Consider the following 18,531-nt stretch of genomic DNA (forward strand, 5'->3'; position numbering starts at 1 on the left):
TCGCAATTCAGCGGACCTGGCCTGATCCGCATTCGGCTTCAGGCGTCCAGGTCGATCAAGGCGATACCGAGTTCCGGGCGTTTCCTGCGGTGCAGATGCCCAGGCGCTTCCACCAAAGTGACTTCGAGTGTCGGCTGAACGATGCCTTCGAGCAGATGTCCGCCCTTCGTGCTGCCGTCGCGCAACCCGAGCACCGCGTGAACGTGAAGGCTGGGCTTGCCGTCGTCGCCGATCGCAATATCGCCGATCGCGCTGAGCACCTCGCACTGTTCCAGCACCGGGATTTTCCGATAGGTCTTTTCCCTGGGGTCGAACCAGCCGACAGTCGCCCTTTCGAAGGCGCCGAGCGCGGTCAGCGAGGCGCCGCCGATGTCCTGATCGACCGCGAAAGAGGTAAGCGCTGCGAACGCTTCCTCGCCAGGATCAAGCACCACCACGAATGTCCTTTGTCCGGCGCTTTCGGCGACGAGCTGCGATTTCATGGTTTCACTCCAGACGCCATGTCGGCTTTTGCGTTGTCGTCTTTTCAGTCGACTGAGTTTGAACGAAATGACGGCTGGAGAGTTCCGAATGCCAATTCGAAGCTGGCGATTGGACCGCGCGTCTGGAGGAGACGCGATCACAGGCGCGTGAGGGAGGGAACCTTGGCTTCAGCGGATGGTTTGGCCGGCTTGAGACGCAGCCAGCCTGGAGCCAGCCATGTCCGATGCCAAATCCCCCAGCAAACCCACATTGCCCGTCCTCAGCCGACGCGGCTTCATGACCGGATCCGTTTCGGCGGCCGCGGCTGCGCCGCCGCTGGCGAAGTCGGTGAAAGCGGCTGAACAATCAACCGCAAGTTTGGCCGGGCCGCGCGATCTGTCGACGATTTCGATTCGCATCAACAGGCAAGCCTACAATCTCGCCCTCGACAATCGCACGAGCCTGCTTGACGCGCTGCGCGATCATGTCGGCCTGACGGGCACAAAGAAGGGTTGTGACCACGGCCAGTGCGGGGCTTGCACTGTGCTTGTCGATGGCAAGCGTGTGCTTTCCTGCCTGAGCTTCGCCATCATGAATGAAGGTCGTGAAATCACGACCGTGGAGGGGATCGCTTCCGTCGACGGGAGTCTGCACCCGATGCAGCAGGCTTTCATCGACAATGATGCTTTCCAGTGCGGCTACTGCACGCCGGGCCAGATCATGTCAGCCATCGGCTGCGTCAACGAGGGCCACGCCGGTTCGGAAGACGACATCCGCGAATATATGAGCGGTAATCTATGCCGGTGCGCCGCCTATCCGAACATTGTCGCCGCCATTGTCCAGGCGCGAGACGAGACCAGGAGGGCCTGAGATGCGCCCCTTCGCTTACGAAAGACCGACCAACGTTTCCGCGGCCGTCGCCGCCGCCTCGCATTTTACTGATGCGCGCGTTCCCCCGACACAGGCCAACGCCCAATTCATCGCCGGCGGCACCAATATGGCCGATTACATGAAGCTTGGCGTGGCGCAGCCCGAGCGCCTGCTCGATCTCAACGGTCTGGCCGAACCGGCCTTGCGGCAGATCAGGATCAGCGACGACACCATCCGTTTCGGCGCGCTGGTTCGCATGGGCGAGGCGGCAGACAGGGCCGAGATCAAGCGCCGTTGCCCGCTGCTTGCCGAAAGCCTGAAATTGGCGGCCAGCGGCCAGATCCGCAACATGGCCAGCCTGGCCGGCAATGTGCTGCAGCGGACGCGGTGCGAGTATTTTCGCGAGACATCCTGGCCGTGCAACAAGCGCGAGCCGGGATCCGGTTGCGCTGCGCTGGAAGGCTTGAACCGGCAGCATGCGGTCCTCGGCACCAGCGACACCTGTATAGCTACCTATCACGGCGATTTCGCCCAGGCCCTGATCGCGCTCGACGCCGTCATCGAAGCCGAGGGGAGGAAGGGCTTGCGCAGGATACCTTTCGCCAAGCTGCACCACCTGCCCGGCGATACGCCCAACATAGAGACAGATCTGGCAGCCGACGAAGTCATCGTAGCCATCGATGTTCCAATCAGGGCCTGGAGCCACCGCTCGCGCTTCCTGAAGATCCGCGATCGCGAATCCTATGCGTTTGCGCTGGCCTCGGCGGCCGTCGCTCTCGATATGGACGGTGACAAGGTCAGGCAAGCACGCATAGCGCTTGGCGGCGTGGCGACCGTGCCTTGGCGCGCAAGGGCGGCTGAAGAGGCATTGCACGGCAAGGTGCTCGATCGCGATGCAGCCGAGGCCGCCGCCGAGATCGCATTCGCCGAGGCGAAGCCAAGGGAACACAATGCATTCAAGGTGCCACTCGGCAAACGCACTCTGGTGCGAGCCTTGCTCGAAACACGCGACATGAAGGTCCCATCATGAACCAAGCTGCCCCCGCGCCGAAAGAGAATATGGGAAATCCCGTTCCCCGGATCGATGCCCGCCTGAAGGTTACCGGCCAGGCTGGTTACCCAGCCGACCTTGCGACCGCGAATGTCGCCTATGGCGTGCTTGCCACCAGCACCATCGCCAAGGGCAGCATTTCCGCCCTCCGGCTCGAGAGGGCCCGTGCGGTGCCCGGCGTCCTCGATATCGTCAGCGTCGGTGATATGGATGAGGTCGACAAGCCAGAATTCGGCAATGCCGGCGCAAGCTCGATCGCTCCGCTGCACGACAAGACCATCTTCCATGACGGCCAGATCATCGCTCTGGTGGTTGCCGAGACATTCGAGGCGGCGGCGGAGGCAGCTATGCTGATCCGCGCCGACTATGCGCAAGAAACACCCAGCGCCAGCTTCGATTCCCGGGGAACCAGGATCGAGCCTGCCGCCGGCAAAAGTCCGATGTACAAGGAGAACCTTAAAGCCGGCGATTTCGACGCGGCCTATGCTGCGGCTGCGGTGAAGATCGACCAGAAATACTCGACGCCGACCCAGCACCACAATCCGATCGAGCTGTTTTCCACGACGGCGTGGTGGCAGGGCGACCAACTCACCGTGCACGAGCCAAGTCAGAACGTCACCGGCTGGAAGACCGAACTGGCACGGCAACTGAAGATCGACCCGGCCAATGTACGGATCGTCAGTCCCTATATCGGCGGTGCTTTCGGCTCCAAGGGGCCGATGACCGCCCGCACGGCGATCGTGGCGGTCGCGGCCCGCCGGGTCGGCCGGCCGGTGCGCTGCGTGGTCAGCCGCATGCAGGCTTACGACACACAAACCTATAGGGCGGAGACCCGGCACCGCATCCGTATCGGCGCGAACAGGGACGGCCGCATCACCGCCTTCGGTCACGAAGGCTGGGAAGTGACCTCGCGACTCGATCCCTATGTCGTCGGCGGCACCTCGGCGACCAGCCGCATGTACAATTACGGCTCGGTGCTGACCCGCGTCTCTCTTGTGCATGCAGACCGCAACACACCCGGCTACATGCGTTCGCCGCCCGAGACGCCCTACGTCTATGCGCTCGAAAACGCCATGGACGAAATGGCTGTGGAACTCGGCATGGATCCGGTCGAATTCCGCCGCATCAACGAGCCGGAAAAGGAACCGATCGGCGGCAAGCCGTTCTCCAGCAGATCGCTGATCAAGTGCTATGACCAGGCCGCGGAGGCCTTCGGCTGGTCAAAGCGCGAAGCGGCAGTAGGCTCGATGCGTGATGGCGACTGGCTGGTCGGCATGGGCTGTGCGACCGCCATCTACCCGACCGCCGCAGCACCCTGCGCAGCCCGTGTCCGCCTGACCGACGACGGCCATGTTCGTGTCCAATCCGGCTCGCACGAGATCGGCACCGGCGTGCGCACCGTAGCGGGGCAGATGGCGGCCGAACGGCTTGGCGTCGATATCGACAAGGTGAGCGTCGAGATGGGCGACAGCACCTTGCCGCCGGCGCCGGTCTCTGGCGGCTCGATTTCGACCGCAAGTGTCTGCTCGGCGGTTCTGAAAGCCTGCGACGCGATTCGCGAAAAACTCTTCACCGCGGCTGTCGGGGAGGGCGGACCACTGGCGGGGTCCGGCAACGCAATGCTGGAAATGGAAAAGGAGGCCGTCGTCACCGATAGCGGCAAGTCGGCCAGACTGTCCGACGTCTTCAACGCGATGCAGATCGGCGCGCTCGAGGAATATGCCGAGTTTGCGCCGAAAGGCTCGTCGCCGGAGGCCTTGAAGAAGCTCTATGCCGGGCAGGCGGAATTCCACGGCGGCGATCAGGACGAGGATTCGGTGAAATACGCCTATGGCGCAGAATTGGTTGAAGTGCGCATCAACAGCTACACGAGGGAGATCCGGGTACCCCGCATCGTCGGCGCCTTTGCCGCCGGCCGCATCATGAATACGCGCACCGCGCGCAGCCAGTTGATGGGCGGCATGATCTGGGGCATTGGTCAGGCCCTGCACGAGGCGACCGAAATCGACCGGCGCCACGCCCGCTACGTCAACCGCGACCTGCAGGACTATCTGGTGCCGGTCAACGCCGACATAAAGCAGCTTGAGGTGATCCTCGTCCCGGAAGTCGATCACGCGGTCAACCCGGCCGGCGTCAAGGGATTGGGCGAACTCGGCAATGTCGGAACGGCAGCCGCCGTCGCAAGCGCGGTGTATCACGCCACCGGCAGGCGTATCCGCGATCTGCCGATCAGAATAGAGAATTTAATAGTATAGTTTGTTCCGGTAACGGGTTGAAAATACAGAGCTAGTCATTGTTGCTTTGCTGCGCTATTTGCGTCGGGCCACCAAATCGGAAATGTAGCGTTGCAGGGTAACAGTGCCACGCTCGGGATCGGCGGGCAGTTCAAGCTCGTCCAGAGTGAGGGCGGTCATGCGCGCATACGACTCGGCAGCGGCCCTGGAAAAGCCCATGCCCTCAAAGGTCTCTTGCCATTTTTCACGCGGTGCCGTCACGACCTGAATGTCTTTTCGTAACTCGTCGCTCAGACCAGCCGCGACATCGGACGCAGTATAGCGCGCCGGCCCTTCGACATAGTGGGTACCTGTCTGTTCGATCGGCTCTTTCAGCAGGCGGGCAGCGACGCGCCCAAGGTCGTCCGGTGCCACCATTGGCAATCTGAAGTCCGCCGGAAAAAAGGTGTTCACCACACCATCCTGCTCCGCAGTCTCAAGAGAGAAATCCCAGTTGCTCATATAATATGCCGCCCGGATGATGCTGGCAGGGATCGGCTGGGCGCGCAGTTTCTGCTCCAACCCGTAAAGGATGTTCAGGTCGCCACATCGGTCGCCGGGCTGAGCGCCGTAGGTTGATTGCGCGACGATCTTTCGCAATCCAGATCCTTCAAGAGCTGCAGTGATGGCGGCAACGGTCTTGCGCTCTTCAACGTCGGTGTCGGTCGATGGGTCGGCCGACGGATTGAGCAGAAACAGCCGCTCGCCTTGACGAAAGACCTGACGAAGGACCTCGCTGTCGTGGACATCCGCCACTGCGATCTCGGCGCCACGCCGGGTCCAGTCAGCGCCTTTCGATGGGTCGCGAGTTACGATGGTGACCGCTTCGCCCTGCTGTAGCAGCGACATGGCTGCAGCAGAACCAACATGGCCGGTGCCTCCGAGAATGATGTGCATGGCCGATCCTTTCGCTTCCTATTCCTCCGGGGCGGTGGCAGGAGCCGTATACCGGCGACGTACTGCATCCAGAACGTGCTTGCGGCTTTCCTGCGCCGAGAGCATTTCGTCCTTCTCTGCCTCGGCGGCTTCGCGCGCCAGCTCCTTGTCCCTGATCTGATGGCGAAACCATTCGGAATAGTCGCCGGCACGCAGGTGATGCTCCCAAGTCCCGTCGTCGATGCCTTCGGCGATCTGAGCGAAGATCATCAGGTTATGGGCCCGCAGGTTCATCGCGTTGTCGGGACCTCTGAAATAGAAGCTGCCGGCCTCGTCTAGGTGACCTTCTGCATATTTGCGGCTGTGACGCTTGAGTGACTGGCGCGGCTCGATCGCCTTGACCATGGCAATTTTCTTGCGGGTTTGAGGCCGCCAGAACAACACGCGCTCGCCTTTTGGCGACGGAATATCCTTTGGCGGCTTGGTATCCGTCTCATGGCAAAAGGCCTTGATGACATTCTTGGCCTTGGGACCGAGCGCAATGACGGCAGTGACCAGGCGCAGGGCATCGGTCGAAATCGCTTCCGGATGAACGGTGATCAGGACGGTGCCCGGCAATTCCAACGATAGGACGGCGCGTGTGTCGTCGCGCTTCTTGGGCAGAAGATGATGTGCCTCGTCGATGACCAGCCAATGTGGCCTCGCCGTACGGTAGCGGAAACTGCCAAGGCCGGGGAGCAGATCGGCAAAGAAGTCCGGTCGCTCGTTGACCCGTAACGCCAGCCCATTGACGACCACGCTGGTGTCCGGCTTCTCGATCAGGTCGAGCACTTGTGCCTTTGTCGGTGCGCTCGAGCCATCGCCTATCCGGACGGCACCTTCGAGGCCATCATAGTCGCCTTCCGGGTCGAAAATGCAGAACTGAAAGCCGTTCTCGACGAAGCGTTCCGTCAGCGCGGTGGCCAAGGTGGATTTGCCGATGCCGGAGCTTCCGGCGATCAGAACCGTGTCGGTCGGCGTCAGATAGACTTCGTCGCCGCCGACCGAGCCGAGAAGAATGCCGTCGCGGCGTTTTCGGACAAGTTCCCGATCGCGCTTTACCAGTTTCTCGATCAGTTCCTCGACGCCTTTTCCACGCGCGCCGCGCGTCACCAGGTCTGCTGTATCCTTGACCGCCACAAGTGCATTGTCGACGGCGACGCTGCAGCCGCAGGCCTGCAGGAAGGCGTGGTCGTTTTCAGCATCGCCAATACCGACCACATTGTGTGGTGAAAGCCGCAGGTCCTCAAGTGCAGCGGCCAGCCCGGTTGCCTTGTTGATGCCGCTCGGCAGGATCATCACCGCGCCCTTATTGAAGATGATTTCCAGTTCCAGCCCAAGTTTTTTGATCACTTCAAGAACTGTTGCCTGGTGTGGTTCCCAGGTCGCAACGATCGACCGTCCGACTGAAAGCGGCTTGACGCCGTGCTTTTTTAGCTTGGCGACGAACTTGGGCGCCGGTGCCGGTGAAATCACACGTTCTTCCTCGCTGGCAGGCGTGTAGATCAACGCCCCATTTTCGGCGACGACCTTGTCGAACAGGCCGATCTCGGGAAAAACGCGCTTGAGGTCGGGCAGTTCTCGTCCTGTGACGAGAATGAGCTTGCGGCCACTTTTCTTGACCCGTTCGAGAGCCGCAACCGTCTTTTCAGCTACGATCCCCTCGTGCGCCAGCGTGCCGTCATAGTCTGTTGCCAAGGCGATGAAATACATTTGTCGACCATTTCATGTCTGAGATCGCCGCTACCACCGCCACACGCGAGGTCGCACGACGAGATGCCATTCCGCAAAGGCGTGATCGAGCCGAGCGGACAAGTGTTGCGGCGCAGGATACCCACTCAGTAGCCGCCGATAATCGGCAGTATCTCGCCGGTGATGTAGCTCGAGCAGTGCGGCGAGGCGAGGAACACATAGGCGGGCGCGATCTCCTCCGGTTGCGCCGGCCGTTTCATCGGCGTGTCTGCGCCAAATTTCGACACGTCACCGGCCTGCTTGTCCGATGGGTTGAGCGGCGTCCACACCGGGCCCGGCGCCACGGCATTCACCCGAATTCCCTTTTCGATAAGATTGCCCGAAAGCGCGCGCGTGAAGGCATGAATGCCGCCCTTGGTCATCGAATAGTCGACCAGTTGCTTTGAGCCCTCGATGCCGGTTATGGAGCCGCTGTTGATCATCGCCGAGCCGGGCTTCATATGCGGCACGGCCTCCTGCGCCATGTGGAAATAGCCGTAGAGGTTGGTCTTCAGCGTTGTGTCGAAATGCTCTTCGGTCAGCTCGCTGAATTCGCTGGAATGGATCTGGAAAGCGGCGTTGTTGACCAGCACGTCGATCCGGCCGAATTCCTTCACCACTTCAGCCACCGCATTGTGGCAATGGTCGCGTTCGCTGACGTCAGCCTTGATCAGGATGCAGCGCCGGCCTTCGGCTTCGACGGCCCTCTTTGTCTCTTCGGCATCCTTGTCCTCCGACAGATAGACGATCGCTACATCCGCGCCTTCGCGCGCATAGAGCACGGCCACTGCGCGGCCGATGCCGGAATCGCCGCCGGTAATGACAGCCACTTTGCCGTCGAGCTTTTTCGATCCGATATAGAATGGCGCATCGTAAAGCGGCGCTGGCTCGATCGCCCATTCGTGCCCCGGCTTCGGCTGGTGCTGCTCAGGAAAGGGCGGCTCGGGATATTTGCGTGCTCCGGCCTGCATGGCGCCTTGTTGCTTGCCGCTCGATTTCGATTTGTCCTTGGCATCGATCCGACGCTGGATATGGCGCTGCTTGGCGGCCTCGCCGGCGATTTCCGATTTCATCTGCATGGCTGCCTCCTTGGCTTGAAGGATGAACAACGCATGTCCGGCGAAAAAGTTTGCGCGACGGCGTCATTCTTCAGTCCGCGATGCGTTCGACAAGCGACCATTGCAGCCGCGGCAACGAGTGATGAGCGCCACCTTCGACAAACCGCCGATGAGAATCGCCCCCCCCAAATTTGGCAGCAGGCGCCGAATGTTCTTGATCGCAGCGAACCCAAAACGCCAGGAATCGACGGCGCGTACTGCCCAACTGGCAACGAATGATGCGGCCGGACGTTTGGGCACAAGCGGTGTCCGAGAACCTGAAGGCGCTGGCCAAGCAGAAGGTATTCCGAGGCTGGTGACCTGAAGATTTCCCGCTTCTCGGCGTACAGGCGATTTTGTCAGCGGATCGCGCCAAGGGAGAGGAAAATGGCTGAAGGTCATACCAAACCAAACGGGCCGGATCTGGTCGAGGGCATCGCGTTATCCGACCTTCCCGATGGCGGAAAGCTTCTCGGCCATTGCGGCGATGAGCAGGTGCTGCTGGTGCGCCGCGGGGCCGAGGTCTTCGCCATCGGGGCGACATGCACACATTATGGCGGGCCGCTCGTCGACGGTCTGGTGGTGGAAGACACCGTCCGGTGTCCCTGGCATCACGCGTGCTTCGATTTGCGTACAGGCGAGGCCTTGCGTGCCCCTGCTTTCAGTCCACTCGCGTGCTGGTCGGTGGAACAACGCGATGATCGGATATTCGTGGGCGAGAAGCGCAAGCGGACGGTATCCAAGCCGCGCAATGGAAGCTCCGGCCAGGTTCCAGAGAAAATCGTCATTGTCGGCGGCGGCGCGGCCGGTTTCGCGGCGGCAGAAAAACTGCGGCGCGAACACTATCAAGGCAGCATTGTCATGCTCAGCAACGACGAAGCGCCGCCCGTTGATCGGCCCAATCTTTCCAAGGACTACCTCGCCGGCAAAGCACCGGAGAGTTGGATTCCGCTCCGCGGAGAAAGCTTCTACTCGAAGAACGATATCGACCTGCGTCTCAACGCGAACGTCGCCAGCATCGATACACGTTCTGGCGAAATTGTGCTCGCGGACGGGACACGGACTCCTTACGACAGGCTACTCCTTGCGACCGGAGCCGAACCGGTTCGCCTGACCATACAGGGCGCCGACCAACCACACGTTCACACGCTGCGCTCGTTCGCAGATTGCAAGGCGATCATCGAGCGAGCCACGACTGCGCGCCGCGCCGTCGTGCTTGGCGCCAGTTTCATTGGTCTGGAGGTTGCCGCGGCCCTGCGCTCGCGCGAGATCGAAGTTCATGTCGTGGCGCCGGAAAAACGGCCCATGGAACGGATCCTGGGTCCGCAAATGGGCGACTTTATCCGCGCCCTCCATGAGGAGAATGGTGTCGTATTCCATCTCGAGGACACCGCGAGCAGCATCGACGGCAGCAAGGTGAAACTCAGCAGTGGCGATACGTTGGCGGCGGATTTCGTCGTCGCCGGCATCGGCGTGCGACCGCGGACAGGGCTTGCCGAAACGGCGGGGCTCATCCTTGACCGCGGTGTCGTCGTGAACGCCTTTTTGGAGACGAGCGCACCAGGCATCTTCGCGGCCGGCGACATTGCGCGGTGGCCAGATCCTCACAGTGGCGAGAACATTCGGGTCGAGCATTGGGTGGTTGCGGAGAGGCAGGGGCGAACCGCGGCCCTCAACATGCTCGGCCATCGCGAGAAATTCGTCGCCGTTCCGTTCTTCTGGAGCCAGCATTACGACGTTCCCATCAACTACGTCGGCCATGCTGCGCAATGGGACGAGATCGTGGTCGATGGAGACATCATTGCCAAGGATTGCCTGCTCCGCTTCAAGCGCGAAGGGCGCATGCTGGCTGTCGCTTCGATCTTCCGCGACATCGAAAGTCTAGGGGCCGAGGTGGAAATGGAGCGTCAAATGACCTAGCGAAGCGCGCTGTTATCCGCGGTGCGCAATGATCCAGTCGGTTGCCGCCGCGAGATCGGCGACGGTTGCGGTCGGGCGCGGATCAAACCGTTTCTCGTCGCCCTGCCGGTATTTGCCTGTCCGCACCAGCAATGCGCCCGAAACTCCGGCGCGCAGGGCGCCAGCTATATCGGCCTCGGCGTCGTCGCCGACCATGATCGCCTGATCCGGCGGACAGTCCATGCTTGCCAGCGCCGACAGAAAGAATGCCGAAGAGGGCTTGCCGAGGACAGTTGCGCGTTTCAGGGAGGCAAATTCCAATGCCGCGACGAATGGCCCTGCATCGAGGCTGAGCCCGCCGTCGGCGTCCCGAAACGTCCGGTTGGTGGCAAGGGCCAGCAATTCGGCCCCCGCACTCAGTTCGCGAAACGCGTCATTCAACGCCGCATAGGTGAAGGCGTCTCCGGCATCGACGACGATGACGGCGCGCTTGCCGCGATCCGGCAGCTCGTCAAAATCCGGCGCAAGGCCGGGGTGAACCAACAAGTATGGCGCACGGCCATTGCGAAGCAGCCATTCGCGAGCAGCGTGCGCCGGCGTGAAAACATCTGCCTTGGTAACGGTGAGTCCCATCGCCTCCAGACGTTCGAGAACCCCCTGTTTCGACGAGCGCGTGGTATTGCTCACGAAGCGTACGGCCAAACCGGCCTGGCGCAAACGCGCGACAGCGTCGATCCCGCCTGATATGGCGGTCTCGCCATCATAGATGACGCCTGCGAGGTCAAGCAGTACACCTCTTGTCATCGGTCCAGCATGATCACGAGTCCGCCGTGCGTCAAATCCGGAACAAGGCCATGGTTGGTTCCTTTTGGATCAGGGCAGGCGCACTCGATTAACCGCCGCTCACTCCCACCATTCGGGGAAGGCCGTGCGTGCGGCTTCGGCCAATGTCGCGATCGCCTCGTCGGGAACCGAGCTGTAAGGCCAGAGCAGTCGCGAGCCAAGCGGCGCCCAGCCGCCGGCTGCCGCCATCGCTTTGTCGAGCGCCGCATCGCTGACATCGTAGCGAGCGCGAAAAGGCAGAACGTGCGTGGCGAGAAAGGCCTGTATGCGCGTCTCGACCTTGGCAGCGGCTGCCGCATCCGTGCGGATCATCTGCCACCACGTCACCGCGCCCTTCGGGTTGAGGCAGGCGACGTTGGAATAGCTGCCGTGGGCGCCCTGGGCAAATCCCGTCGCCAGCGTATGGCCGGGCACGAAGACCGAAAATCCCGGCAGTTCGCGGCGCATGTCGGCGTACCAGTTGGCGTCGCCGCCCGGCAGCTTGGCGCCGACCAGCGATGGCACGGCTGCATGCAGCCTGGCGATGCCTTCGAGCGTCAGGCGGCGCTTGGCGTGCGGTGGATTGTAGAGCACCGGCGTGTCAGGCGCAGTCTCGCAAAGACCGCCGACGAAGCGCATGACCTCATCGTCGCTGGGCGGCCACCAGTCAGGCAAGGTGAATTGCATCGCCGCCGGGCGGAGCGCCGATGCCCGCGTCAGCCGCTCGCGCGCGACGCGCGGATTGGACTGGCTGATGCCGATCTGGAAGGGCAGGCGCGCGCGAGCCGCTGACGCGGCCACCAGGTCGCAAAGCCGATCGAACTCAGGCTCGGTCTGGCAGTGGAACTCGCCGGCCGTGCCGTTGGAATAGATGCCGTCGACACCGGCCGCGCAAAGCCGCGCGATCGTCTCTTCCGTCGCCTCCCAGTCGATTGCACCGCGGTCGTCGATGGCCAGCATCACCGCGCCCCAGACGCCGCGCGGCGCCTGTGCAGGCAAATGGGTCAGATGGTCGTCCAGCTCAGCGCGCACCGGCGATCTCGTGCTCGCGCCGGGTTTCGTTCGACGAGAAGGCGGCCTCGATGATGCCGATGATCTTGCGTCCATAGGCACCATCGACCGGCACCGGCTTGTCGTTTGCAAGGGCATCGCCCATCGCCGTCCATTCGCGCACCAGCGCGTTGTGCATCCAGTTTGGCTCGAACGAGCCGGGCAGGTCGGTCCAGACCGCATCGCGCCCCAGCATCGTGCCTCGGTCCATGTCGATGCGCAGCGTTCCCTGCTCGCAGACCAGGTCCATGGCGTAGCCGGTCGCGCCATTGCGGTAGCCGATGCTCTGCACCTGGCCGAGCCCGCCGCCGGCGAAACGCAGTCCGAGCAGGGCGGTGTCGTCGGCTTCCTGGTCATGGAACTTGGCGCCGAGCATGGCGCTCACCGACACGACATCGTCATCCATCAGCCAGACCAGGCGGTCGAGCGCATGAATGCCGGCCGTCAACAGCATGCCGCCGCCGGTTGCCTTGCGCAGATGCCAGTCGCGGCGATTGTGCTCCATCCACAGCTTGATGATCCAACTCGATCCGATGAGCGGCCGGCCGAGCGTTCCTTCCTCCAGCATTTGCCTAGCCGCCATGCAGGGCAGGGCGAAATGCATGAGATGGGCCACCATCAGCTTGACGCCGCCGGCGGCCACAGCGGCATTGATCGCATCGCAGGCCGCCGCCGTCGGCGCCATCGGCTTTTCGAGCATGATGTGCTTGCCAGCCTTTGCCGCTCCGATCGCCATTTCGGCATGGAGATGGTGAGGGCTGGCGATCAGGACGGCGTCGACATCCTTATCGTCCAGCAGCTTGCGCCAGTCGGTGTAGCCGCGACCACCATGTTCGGCGGTGAAGCCGGCCAGGGCATCGTTATTCCCGCGGCACGATGCGACGAGGCGCAGGCCGTGCACTTCCTTGATTGCCCTTGCATGGGCCCCGCCGAAATCGCCCGCTCCGATAATGCCTATTCCAATCATCGTCCTGCCTTTTCATATGCGGCGTCGATCAGCGACATCGCCGCAACATAGTCATCGATCGAAATTGCCGGCGGCGCTTTTCGGGCCAGCCGGTCGAGCGTGTCGCCCATGCATAGCCGATACCGCGTCGCCGGCAATTCGATCGGCAAGTCGACGATAACGCCATCGTCGAGCGTCGCACAGATGGCGCGGTCGCCATAGTCGATGAGGGTCGCATTCGCACTGACGATGCGCCATTCAAAGTCGCCGCCGGGGCGCATCGACGCGAAAGTATATCCCGCCTCGACGACGAACAACGCTCCGGCAGCGTCTTCCAGCACAAGCAGCGCATGGTCCTCGACCGGGGCGCGGTGAATGCGGTTCTCTATCGAAACGGCTTTCAGCCTAAGCCCGCCGGTTGCCAGGCTGAGCGCGGCGTCGATGCCGTGTATGCCGAGGTTCCTCAGCGCGCCGCCGCCACCGATCGCCGGATCCACGACCCAGGCGACACCGTCGGCCGCATAGCGCTGCGGCGGGCCATTGACCAGCCGGAACTGGCAATGCGCAACCGCACCGGCGCGGCCTTGCTGGCGAAGCCTTTCAAAGCCAATGACGGCCGGCCCAAAGCGGTTGGGCAGGGGAACACTGACAAAGGCCTGGTGCTGCCTCGCCAGGTCGCGCAGCGCGGCCAACGCCCCGGTGCTGCTCGCCGCCGGCTTTTCCAGGATCAGCGGTATGCCACCTTCGATGACGGCCCGCGCCCGCGCGGGCACCGTCGAAGGATGACCCATCAGCAGGATCACATCAGGCGGGCTGGAGAGGATTTTCGCAAAATCCGCAATGAACGGCAAATGATGACGCGCCGCGAAGGCGCGCGCATGCTCCGCGTCCTCATCCCAAATGCCGGCAATTTCGGCGCCACAAGAGTGTGCGGCGTCGAGATGCATTTCGGCGTGCCAGTGGCTCGATCCGGCCAGGACAATCTTCATTTCAGTGACGAATCCTCTTACTTGCAGGATATCCTACAAGTCGCTATGCTACAAGCATCGACCGCTTTGTGACGCGCCATCGGGCGCAATTGCAGCGGCGCTGGGAGCAAAATGCCGGAACCCAAGTTGATCTCAGAACCCAAGCCGATCTCGGAACCTAAGTCGATCGAGCCGTTGACCAGACCGCCGCTGCTTCACGTCAGCGTGCAGGAGAGCCTCAGGAAATATATCCAGAGCAACAAGCTCAAGGCGGGGGATCCCTTGCCTCCGGAGACCTTCCTGGCGCAGCGGCTCGGCGTCGGCCGCAACTCGGTGCGCGAAGCTATCAAGGCGCTGGAGTCGATCGGCATTCTGGAGACGCGCCGCGGTATCGGCGTGTTCGTCAAGGAATTCTCGTTCAAGCCCTTGCTGGATAATCTGGCATATGGCCTGCAGGATTCGTTGCGCGACGTGGAGGAGCTGCGCGAGATCCGCCGCGTCCTTGAAACCGGCCTCATCGCCAAGACCATCGAGATGATCAGCGCCGAAGACATCGCCGCGCTGCGCCAGCTGACCGAAAGCATGCGGCGGCGCGCCGAGCGCCAGGAGAGCTTTGCCGAAGAGGACCAGCAATTCCATCAGCTGCTGTTCCGCTGCCAGAACAATCACATGCTGAGCGCGCTGATCGACATCTTCTGGGTGGCGTTCAACAAGGCCTCGAACTTCACCAGCCTCGACAATCCGACACCGCTGGCGACGTGGCGCGACCATCACGAGATCGTCGAGGCCGTTGCCGCCAAGGATGTCGACCGGGCGCGTCAGCGCCTCGACGACCACTACAGGGGGATTCAGCAAGTGATCGCCAAAAACCGAACGACCTGACCCAACGCCGAACTACCTGACAATGCCAAGGGAGGAAACCATGCGCATCAAGACTATCGCTCGTCATCTGGCCGTCATCGGGCTGCTGCTCGGCGGCATCGGCCTGCACACCAGCGTCCAGGCACAGGGTGCCAAGACCATAACCGGGGGCTTCGACGTCGGCCCCGGCGGCTTTCCCAAGAACTTCAATCCGCTGGCTGCGACCGGCGGCTTTACCTGGCTCAGCACCTATTTTGAACCGCTGGTCATCTACAACGCCGACCTGACCGAACTCGAAGGCGATCTGGCCAAGGACTACAGGGTCAGCGACGACCAGCTGACCTATACGTTCAACCTCGTCCAAGAGAGCTGGCACGACGGCAAGCCGTTCACATCCAAGGACGTCAAGTTCACGCTTGAGCTCGCCAGGAACAAAGCGTCCGGCAGCCTGTTTGCCGCGCGTCTCGGCGACATCGCGTCGGTCGACGCGCCGGACGATCGCACCGTCGTCGTCAAACTGTCGAAGCCCAACGGCTCGTTCCTGTCCATTCTCTCGCAGGTGATGATCCTGCCGGAGCATGCCCTGGCCGCGATCCCACCGGAAACGCTGGCCACAAGTACTTGGTGGTCCACCACTCCGGTCGGCACCGGCCCCTTCAAATTCAATCGCTATGTCAGCGATCAATATGTCGAGCTGGCCGCGGATGACGACTATCGCGGCGGCAAGCCGAAGGCCGCCGTGCTCATCAACCGGTATTTCGAGAGCCCGGCGGCCGCCGTTGCCGCGCTGCGCGCCGGCGAGATCCAGTTCACCTATGTCGAGCCCGACGACGCGGTATCTTTCAAAAGCGACAGCAATTTCAAGGCGATCGAGGGCGCTTCTTATGTAGTCAACTACATCGGGCTCAACCAGAAGGTCGAGCTCTTCAGGGATGTTCGCGTCCGCCAGGCGATCATGTACGCGATCGATCGCAATGCCATCATCGAGAGCCTCTATGGCGGGGCGGCCAAACCGGCCAATTGCGGCTACGTCGCGCCGCATCTGCTTCCCGAAGGCCTCGAGACCTATGCTTACGATCCGGCAAAGGCCAAGGCTCTGCTTGCTGAGGCGGGCTGGGACAAGATCAACGGCGATAAGCCCATCACCTTGCTGACCTATTACGGCTCGCCGCAAGCGGCCAATGTGATGGCCGCCATACAGTCGATGCTGGCCGAGGTCGGGATCAATGTTGTGCCGCGTGTCGTCGATACGCCGACCTATAACGGCATCGTCTACAAGGAAGGCACGCCGGACTGGAACGCGTTTGCGATGGTCTATGCCGGCCTGCAGAACGGGCCAAATCCGGCTGGCATCAGCCCGGGTCTCAACAAGTCCCAGATTCCGCCGGCAGGCTTCAACACCATGCGCATCGAGTTCGACGACCTGAGCGCTGCATTGGACGCCGCGCTCGGCCAGACCGACCCGGCCAAGATCGATCAATCCTGGCAGGAAGTCTGCAAGGTGATGAACAAGGATCTGCCCTGGGCGACATTATGGGTAGCCAATCGCTATGGCGTCGCCTCCAACAAACTGCGTGACTTTGTCTGGACGCCGGCGCCTGCCGGCGGTCCTTTCGCGGCTCACCCGGAACGCTGGGACATCCAGTAAAAAAACGCCTGGCGGGCCACTCCAGGCCCACCTTTGCAAGGAGCCGGCCTGATGCCGGCTCCGCTCACCATCACCACGGACAGCCAATGCTGAGTTTCATTGCCCGCCGCAGCGCTACAGGACTGCTGATGCTGGTCGCTCTGAGCGTCCTCATCTTCATCCTTTTGCGACTGGCGCCCGGCGATCCGATCGACGCGTATATCAACCCGTCCAGCCCGATGTCTGCTTCCGACCTCGAAGTCCTGCGTGACCGGCTTGGGCTCGACCAGCCGCTTCCCGTGCAATACCTCGCCTGGCTTCGCGCCGCGCTCAGCGGCGACTTCGGCTATTCGATCCAGCGCAGCGGCGTTGCCGTGCTGCCGCTGGTCATGGAGCGCATCGGCCCGACCGCGCTCTTGATGGGCACCGGCCTGGCCATCGCCATCGTGCTCGGCATTTCCGCCGGCATCTTCAGTGCCGTCCGCCGTAACGCGCTGCCCGACATCGCGCTGTCGGTGGTTTCTTTCATCGGCATCTCCAGCCCGGCTTTTCTGACGGCGCTTCTCGGACTGTACTTCTTCTCGGTGTTGCTGCGCTGGGCGCCATCAGGCGGCATGCAGACCGCCGGCGCACCTTTTTCCATATCGGACGTGCTCGCGCACCTCGTCCTGCCCGCCTGCCTGCTGTCCATCGGACACGCCGCGCTGATCATGCGCTACATGCGCGCATCGCTGCTGGAAGTGCTCAACCAGGACTATGTGCGGACCGCGCGCGCCAAGGGAGTGCGCGAGTTCTGGGTGATCATCAAGCACGCGACCCGCAATGCGCTTCTGCCGGTTATCACCCTGATCGGGTCGACGGTCGGCATCGCGATCGGCGGCGCGATCTTCCTCGAAAGCGTGTTCAATTGGCCGGGCATGGGCCTGCTGCTGGTCAACGCCGTAGGCACACGGGATTACCCGGTGATCATGGGCGCCACTCTGGTAATCGGCATTTGCGTCATTCTGGTCAATCTCCTGACCGACATCGTCTATGCCGTCGTCGATCCGCGCATTCAGGTGTCGTGATGACGATCACCGCGCCAGATCCGACAGCTGTGCCGCAAACCAAAGGACCGCTCCGCCGCGCGCTCGACCGCTTCTTTGAAAATCGTGCGGCGCGCGCCGGTCTGTTTATCGTTATCCCTATCCTGCTGGCGGTTTCGACCTATCATTTATGGTGGCCGTTCAGCCCCAACGCGATCGATCTCAGGGCGATCAACAAGGGACCGTCGGCCATTCATTGGCTAGGCAGCGACGGCGTCGGCCGCGACGTCATGGCCCGGTTGCTGCAAGGCGGGCGGATCTCGCTGCTGGTCGCCGTCTGCTCGGTCGCCATCTCGATCGTCATCGGCTTCCTGGTCGGCGCCGTCGCCAGCTTCGGCGGCCGTGTTGTCGACGGCACGGTGATGCGCTTCGTCGATCTCGCAATGACGCTGCCGCCGGTGATCTTCCTGCTCGTGCTCGCTTCGATTGCCGGCACCGGCATCGCGCCGACCATCCTGGTGATCTCGCTGCTCTCATGGCCGGTGCTGTCGCGCATGGTGCGCGCCCGGCTGCTCGAGCTGCGCGAGCGCGACTTCGTCGTCGCCGCCCGTGGCATGGGGGCGGGGCTGCCGCATCTCCTGTTCCGTCACGGCCTGCCGAATTGCATCGACATTCTTGTCGTCTACGCCACTTTGCAGATCGCCAACGCCATTCTGCTCGAAGCCGGCCTCTCTTTCCTCGGCCTCGGCATCGCGCCGCCCGAAGCCAGCTGGGGCAACATGCTCAATCTCGCCCGCTCCACCGTCGTGCTCGAGCAATATCCCTGGCAATGGATGTTTCCCGGCGCCGTGCTCGTGCTCACCGTTCTGGCCATCAACTTCATCGGCGACGGCCTGCGCGATGCATTCGATCCCCGTTCCGATCTCAACTGAAC

The 18,531-nt window shown here is 62.4% G+C and carries 16 protein-coding genes; 8 read left to right on the forward strand and 8 right to left on the reverse strand.

The genetic code is table 11. The annotated features are described in order from the left end of the window. Positions 1–38: 38 nt before the first annotated feature. Entirely contained in the window at positions 39–482 is a 444-nt protein-coding gene (locus RPG13_RS15310) for a PPC domain-containing DNA-binding protein (protein WP_095486461.1), read from the reverse strand. A gap of 217 nt (positions 483–699) precedes the next feature. Between RPG13_RS15310 and RPG13_RS15315 the strand changes: the two genes are divergently transcribed. From RPG13_RS15315 to RPG13_RS15325, 3 genes are read left to right on the forward strand one after another with little or no spacing between them, the layout of a single operon-like run. Beyond that, the gene (locus tag RPG13_RS15315; protein WP_337125423.1) at positions 700–1,332 is read left to right on the forward strand and encodes a (2Fe-2S)-binding protein; all 633 of its coding nucleotides are present in this window, start codon (positions 700–702) and stop codon (positions 1,330–1,332) included. 1 nt (position 1,333) lies between these two features. Further along, positions 1,334–2,362: an FAD binding domain-containing protein gene (locus tag RPG13_RS15320; protein ID WP_095486463.1), complete on the forward strand. Its 1,029-nt coding sequence runs from the start codon at positions 1,334–1,336 to the stop codon at positions 2,360–2,362. Beyond that, a complete protein-coding gene (locus tag RPG13_RS15325; RefSeq protein WP_337125424.1) occupies positions 2,359–4,638 on the forward strand; it encodes a xanthine dehydrogenase family protein molybdopterin-binding subunit in 2,280 nt (759 codons plus the stop codon). The genes RPG13_RS15320 and RPG13_RS15325 overlap by 4 nt, the downstream gene beginning before the upstream one ends. A gap of 54 nt (positions 4,639–4,692) precedes the next feature. Here the strand turns inward: RPG13_RS15325 and RPG13_RS15330 are convergent, their stop codons facing one another. From RPG13_RS15330 to RPG13_RS15340, 3 genes are all read right to left on the reverse strand, one after another. After that, positions 4,693–5,553, reverse strand: a complete 861-nt coding sequence (locus RPG13_RS15330) for an NmrA family NAD(P)-binding protein (RefSeq protein ID WP_126102986.1) — start codon at positions 5,551–5,553, stop codon at positions 4,693–4,695. Between the two features lie 18 nt (positions 5,554–5,571). Next, a complete protein-coding gene (locus tag RPG13_RS15335; RefSeq protein ID WP_128284619.1) occupies positions 5,572–7,284 on the reverse strand; it encodes an HAD family hydrolase in 1,713 nt (570 codons plus the stop codon). Positions 7,285–7,409: 125 nt separating this feature from the next. Continuing rightward, positions 7,410–8,381 (reverse strand): SDR family oxidoreductase, encoded by a 972-nt coding sequence (locus tag RPG13_RS15340; protein ID WP_095486618.1) that lies wholly within the window; start codon positions 8,379–8,381, stop codon positions 7,410–7,412. A 405-nt stretch (positions 8,382–8,786) separates the two neighbouring features. Between RPG13_RS15340 and RPG13_RS15345 the strand changes: the two genes are divergently transcribed. Next, complete coding sequence (locus RPG13_RS15345) at positions 8,787–10,319, forward strand: FAD-dependent oxidoreductase (protein WP_292625980.1); 1,533 nt, start codon at positions 8,787–8,789, stop codon at positions 10,317–10,319. A 12-nt stretch (positions 10,320–10,331) separates the two neighbouring features. Here RPG13_RS15345 and RPG13_RS15350 read toward each other — a convergent pair whose 3' ends face one another. From RPG13_RS15350 to RPG13_RS15365, 4 genes are all read right to left on the reverse strand, one after another. Continuing rightward, positions 10,332–11,102, reverse strand: a complete 771-nt coding sequence (locus RPG13_RS15350; RefSeq protein WP_337125425.1) for a TIGR01458 family HAD-type hydrolase — start codon at positions 11,100–11,102, stop codon at positions 10,332–10,334. A gap of 99 nt (positions 11,103–11,201) precedes the next feature. Next, positions 11,202–12,152 (reverse strand): dihydrodipicolinate synthase family protein, encoded by a 951-nt coding sequence (locus RPG13_RS15355; RefSeq protein WP_337125426.1) that lies wholly within the window; start codon positions 12,150–12,152, stop codon positions 11,202–11,204. Further along, positions 12,142–13,137: a Gfo/Idh/MocA family protein gene (locus RPG13_RS15360; protein WP_292625983.1), complete on the reverse strand. Its 996-nt coding sequence runs from the start codon at positions 13,135–13,137 to the stop codon at positions 12,142–12,144. Before RPG13_RS15360 ends, RPG13_RS15355 begins: the two co-directional genes overlap by 11 nt. Then, positions 13,134–14,105 carry a Gfo/Idh/MocA family protein gene (locus RPG13_RS15365; protein ID WP_292625985.1) on the reverse strand — a complete coding sequence of 324 codons (972 nt, stop codon included), beginning with the start codon at positions 14,103–14,105 and terminating at the stop codon, positions 13,134–13,136. Before RPG13_RS15365 ends, RPG13_RS15360 begins: the two co-directional genes overlap by 4 nt. A gap of 129 nt (positions 14,106–14,234) precedes the next feature. Between RPG13_RS15365 and RPG13_RS15370 the strand changes: the two genes are divergently transcribed. The 4 genes from RPG13_RS15370 to RPG13_RS15385 all read left to right on the forward strand — a co-directional run bounded on the left by RPG13_RS15370 (position 14,235) and on the right by RPG13_RS15385 (position 18,529). Further along, positions 14,235–14,966, forward strand: coding sequence for a FadR/GntR family transcriptional regulator (locus RPG13_RS15370; protein ID WP_245329942.1), 732 nt, complete (start codon positions 14,235–14,237; stop codon positions 14,964–14,966). A 40-nt stretch (positions 14,967–15,006) separates the two neighbouring features. Then, positions 15,007–16,593, forward strand: coding sequence for an ABC transporter substrate-binding protein (locus RPG13_RS15375; protein WP_442921340.1), 1,587 nt, complete (start codon positions 15,007–15,009; stop codon positions 16,591–16,593). A gap of 86 nt (positions 16,594–16,679) precedes the next feature. After that, positions 16,680–17,639: an ABC transporter permease gene (locus RPG13_RS15380; protein WP_126102977.1), complete on the forward strand. Its 960-nt coding sequence runs from the start codon at positions 16,680–16,682 to the stop codon at positions 17,637–17,639. Beyond that, complete coding sequence (locus RPG13_RS15385; RefSeq protein ID WP_095486474.1) at positions 17,639–18,529, forward strand: ABC transporter permease; 891 nt, start codon at positions 17,639–17,641, stop codon at positions 18,527–18,529. The genes RPG13_RS15380 and RPG13_RS15385 overlap by 1 nt, the downstream gene beginning before the upstream one ends. The last annotated feature ends 2 nt before the right edge of the window (positions 18,530–18,531 follow it).

The organism is Mesorhizobium sp. ISC15 (assembly GCF_037162615.1).
Lineage (GTDB): Bacteria > Pseudomonadota > Alphaproteobacteria > Rhizobiales > Rhizobiaceae > Mesorhizobium > Mesorhizobium mediterraneum.

Bases quoted from the DNA above. Each gene is read 5' to 3' on its own strand.
- RPG13_RS15310 (WP_095486461.1), bottom strand. From the start codon at position 482: ATGAAATCGCAGCTCGTCGCCGAAAGCGCCGGACAAAGGACATTCGTG.
- RPG13_RS15315 (WP_337125423.1), top strand. From the start codon at position 700: ATGTCCGATGCCAAATCCCCCAGCAAACCCACATTGCCCGTCCTCAGC.
- RPG13_RS15320 (WP_095486463.1), top strand. From the start codon at position 1,334: ATGCGCCCCTTCGCTTACGAAAGACCGACCAACGTTTCCGCGGCCGTC.
- RPG13_RS15325 (WP_337125424.1), top strand. From the start codon at position 2,359: ATGAACCAAGCTGCCCCCGCGCCGAAAGAGAATATGGGAAATCCCGTT.
- RPG13_RS15330 (WP_126102986.1), bottom strand. From the start codon at position 5,553: ATGCACATCATTCTCGGAGGCACCGGCCATGTTGGTTCTGCTGCAGCC.
- RPG13_RS15335 (WP_128284619.1), bottom strand. From the start codon at position 7,284: ATGTATTTCATCGCCTTGGCAACAGACTATGACGGCACGCTGGCGCAC.
- RPG13_RS15340 (WP_095486618.1), bottom strand. From the start codon at position 8,381: ATGCAGATGAAATCGGAAATCGCCGGCGAGGCCGCCAAGCAGCGCCAT.
- RPG13_RS15345 (WP_292625980.1), top strand. From the start codon at position 8,787: ATGGCTGAAGGTCATACCAAACCAAACGGGCCGGATCTGGTCGAGGGC.
- RPG13_RS15350 (WP_337125425.1), bottom strand. From the start codon at position 11,102: ATGACAAGAGGTGTACTGCTTGACCTCGCAGGCGTCATCTATGATGGC.
- RPG13_RS15360 (WP_292625983.1), bottom strand. From the start codon at position 13,137: ATGATTGGAATAGGCATTATCGGAGCGGGCGATTTCGGCGGGGCCCAT.
- RPG13_RS15365 (WP_292625985.1), bottom strand. From the start codon at position 14,105: ATGAAGATTGTCCTGGCCGGATCGAGCCACTGGCACGCCGAAATGCAT.
- RPG13_RS15375 (WP_442921340.1), top strand. From the start codon at position 15,007: ATGCGCATCAAGACTATCGCTCGTCATCTGGCCGTCATCGGGCTGCTG.
- RPG13_RS15380 (WP_126102977.1), top strand. From the start codon at position 16,680: ATGCTGAGTTTCATTGCCCGCCGCAGCGCTACAGGACTGCTGATGCTG.
- RPG13_RS15385 (WP_095486474.1), top strand. From the start codon at position 17,639: ATGACGATCACCGCGCCAGATCCGACAGCTGTGCCGCAAACCAAAGGA.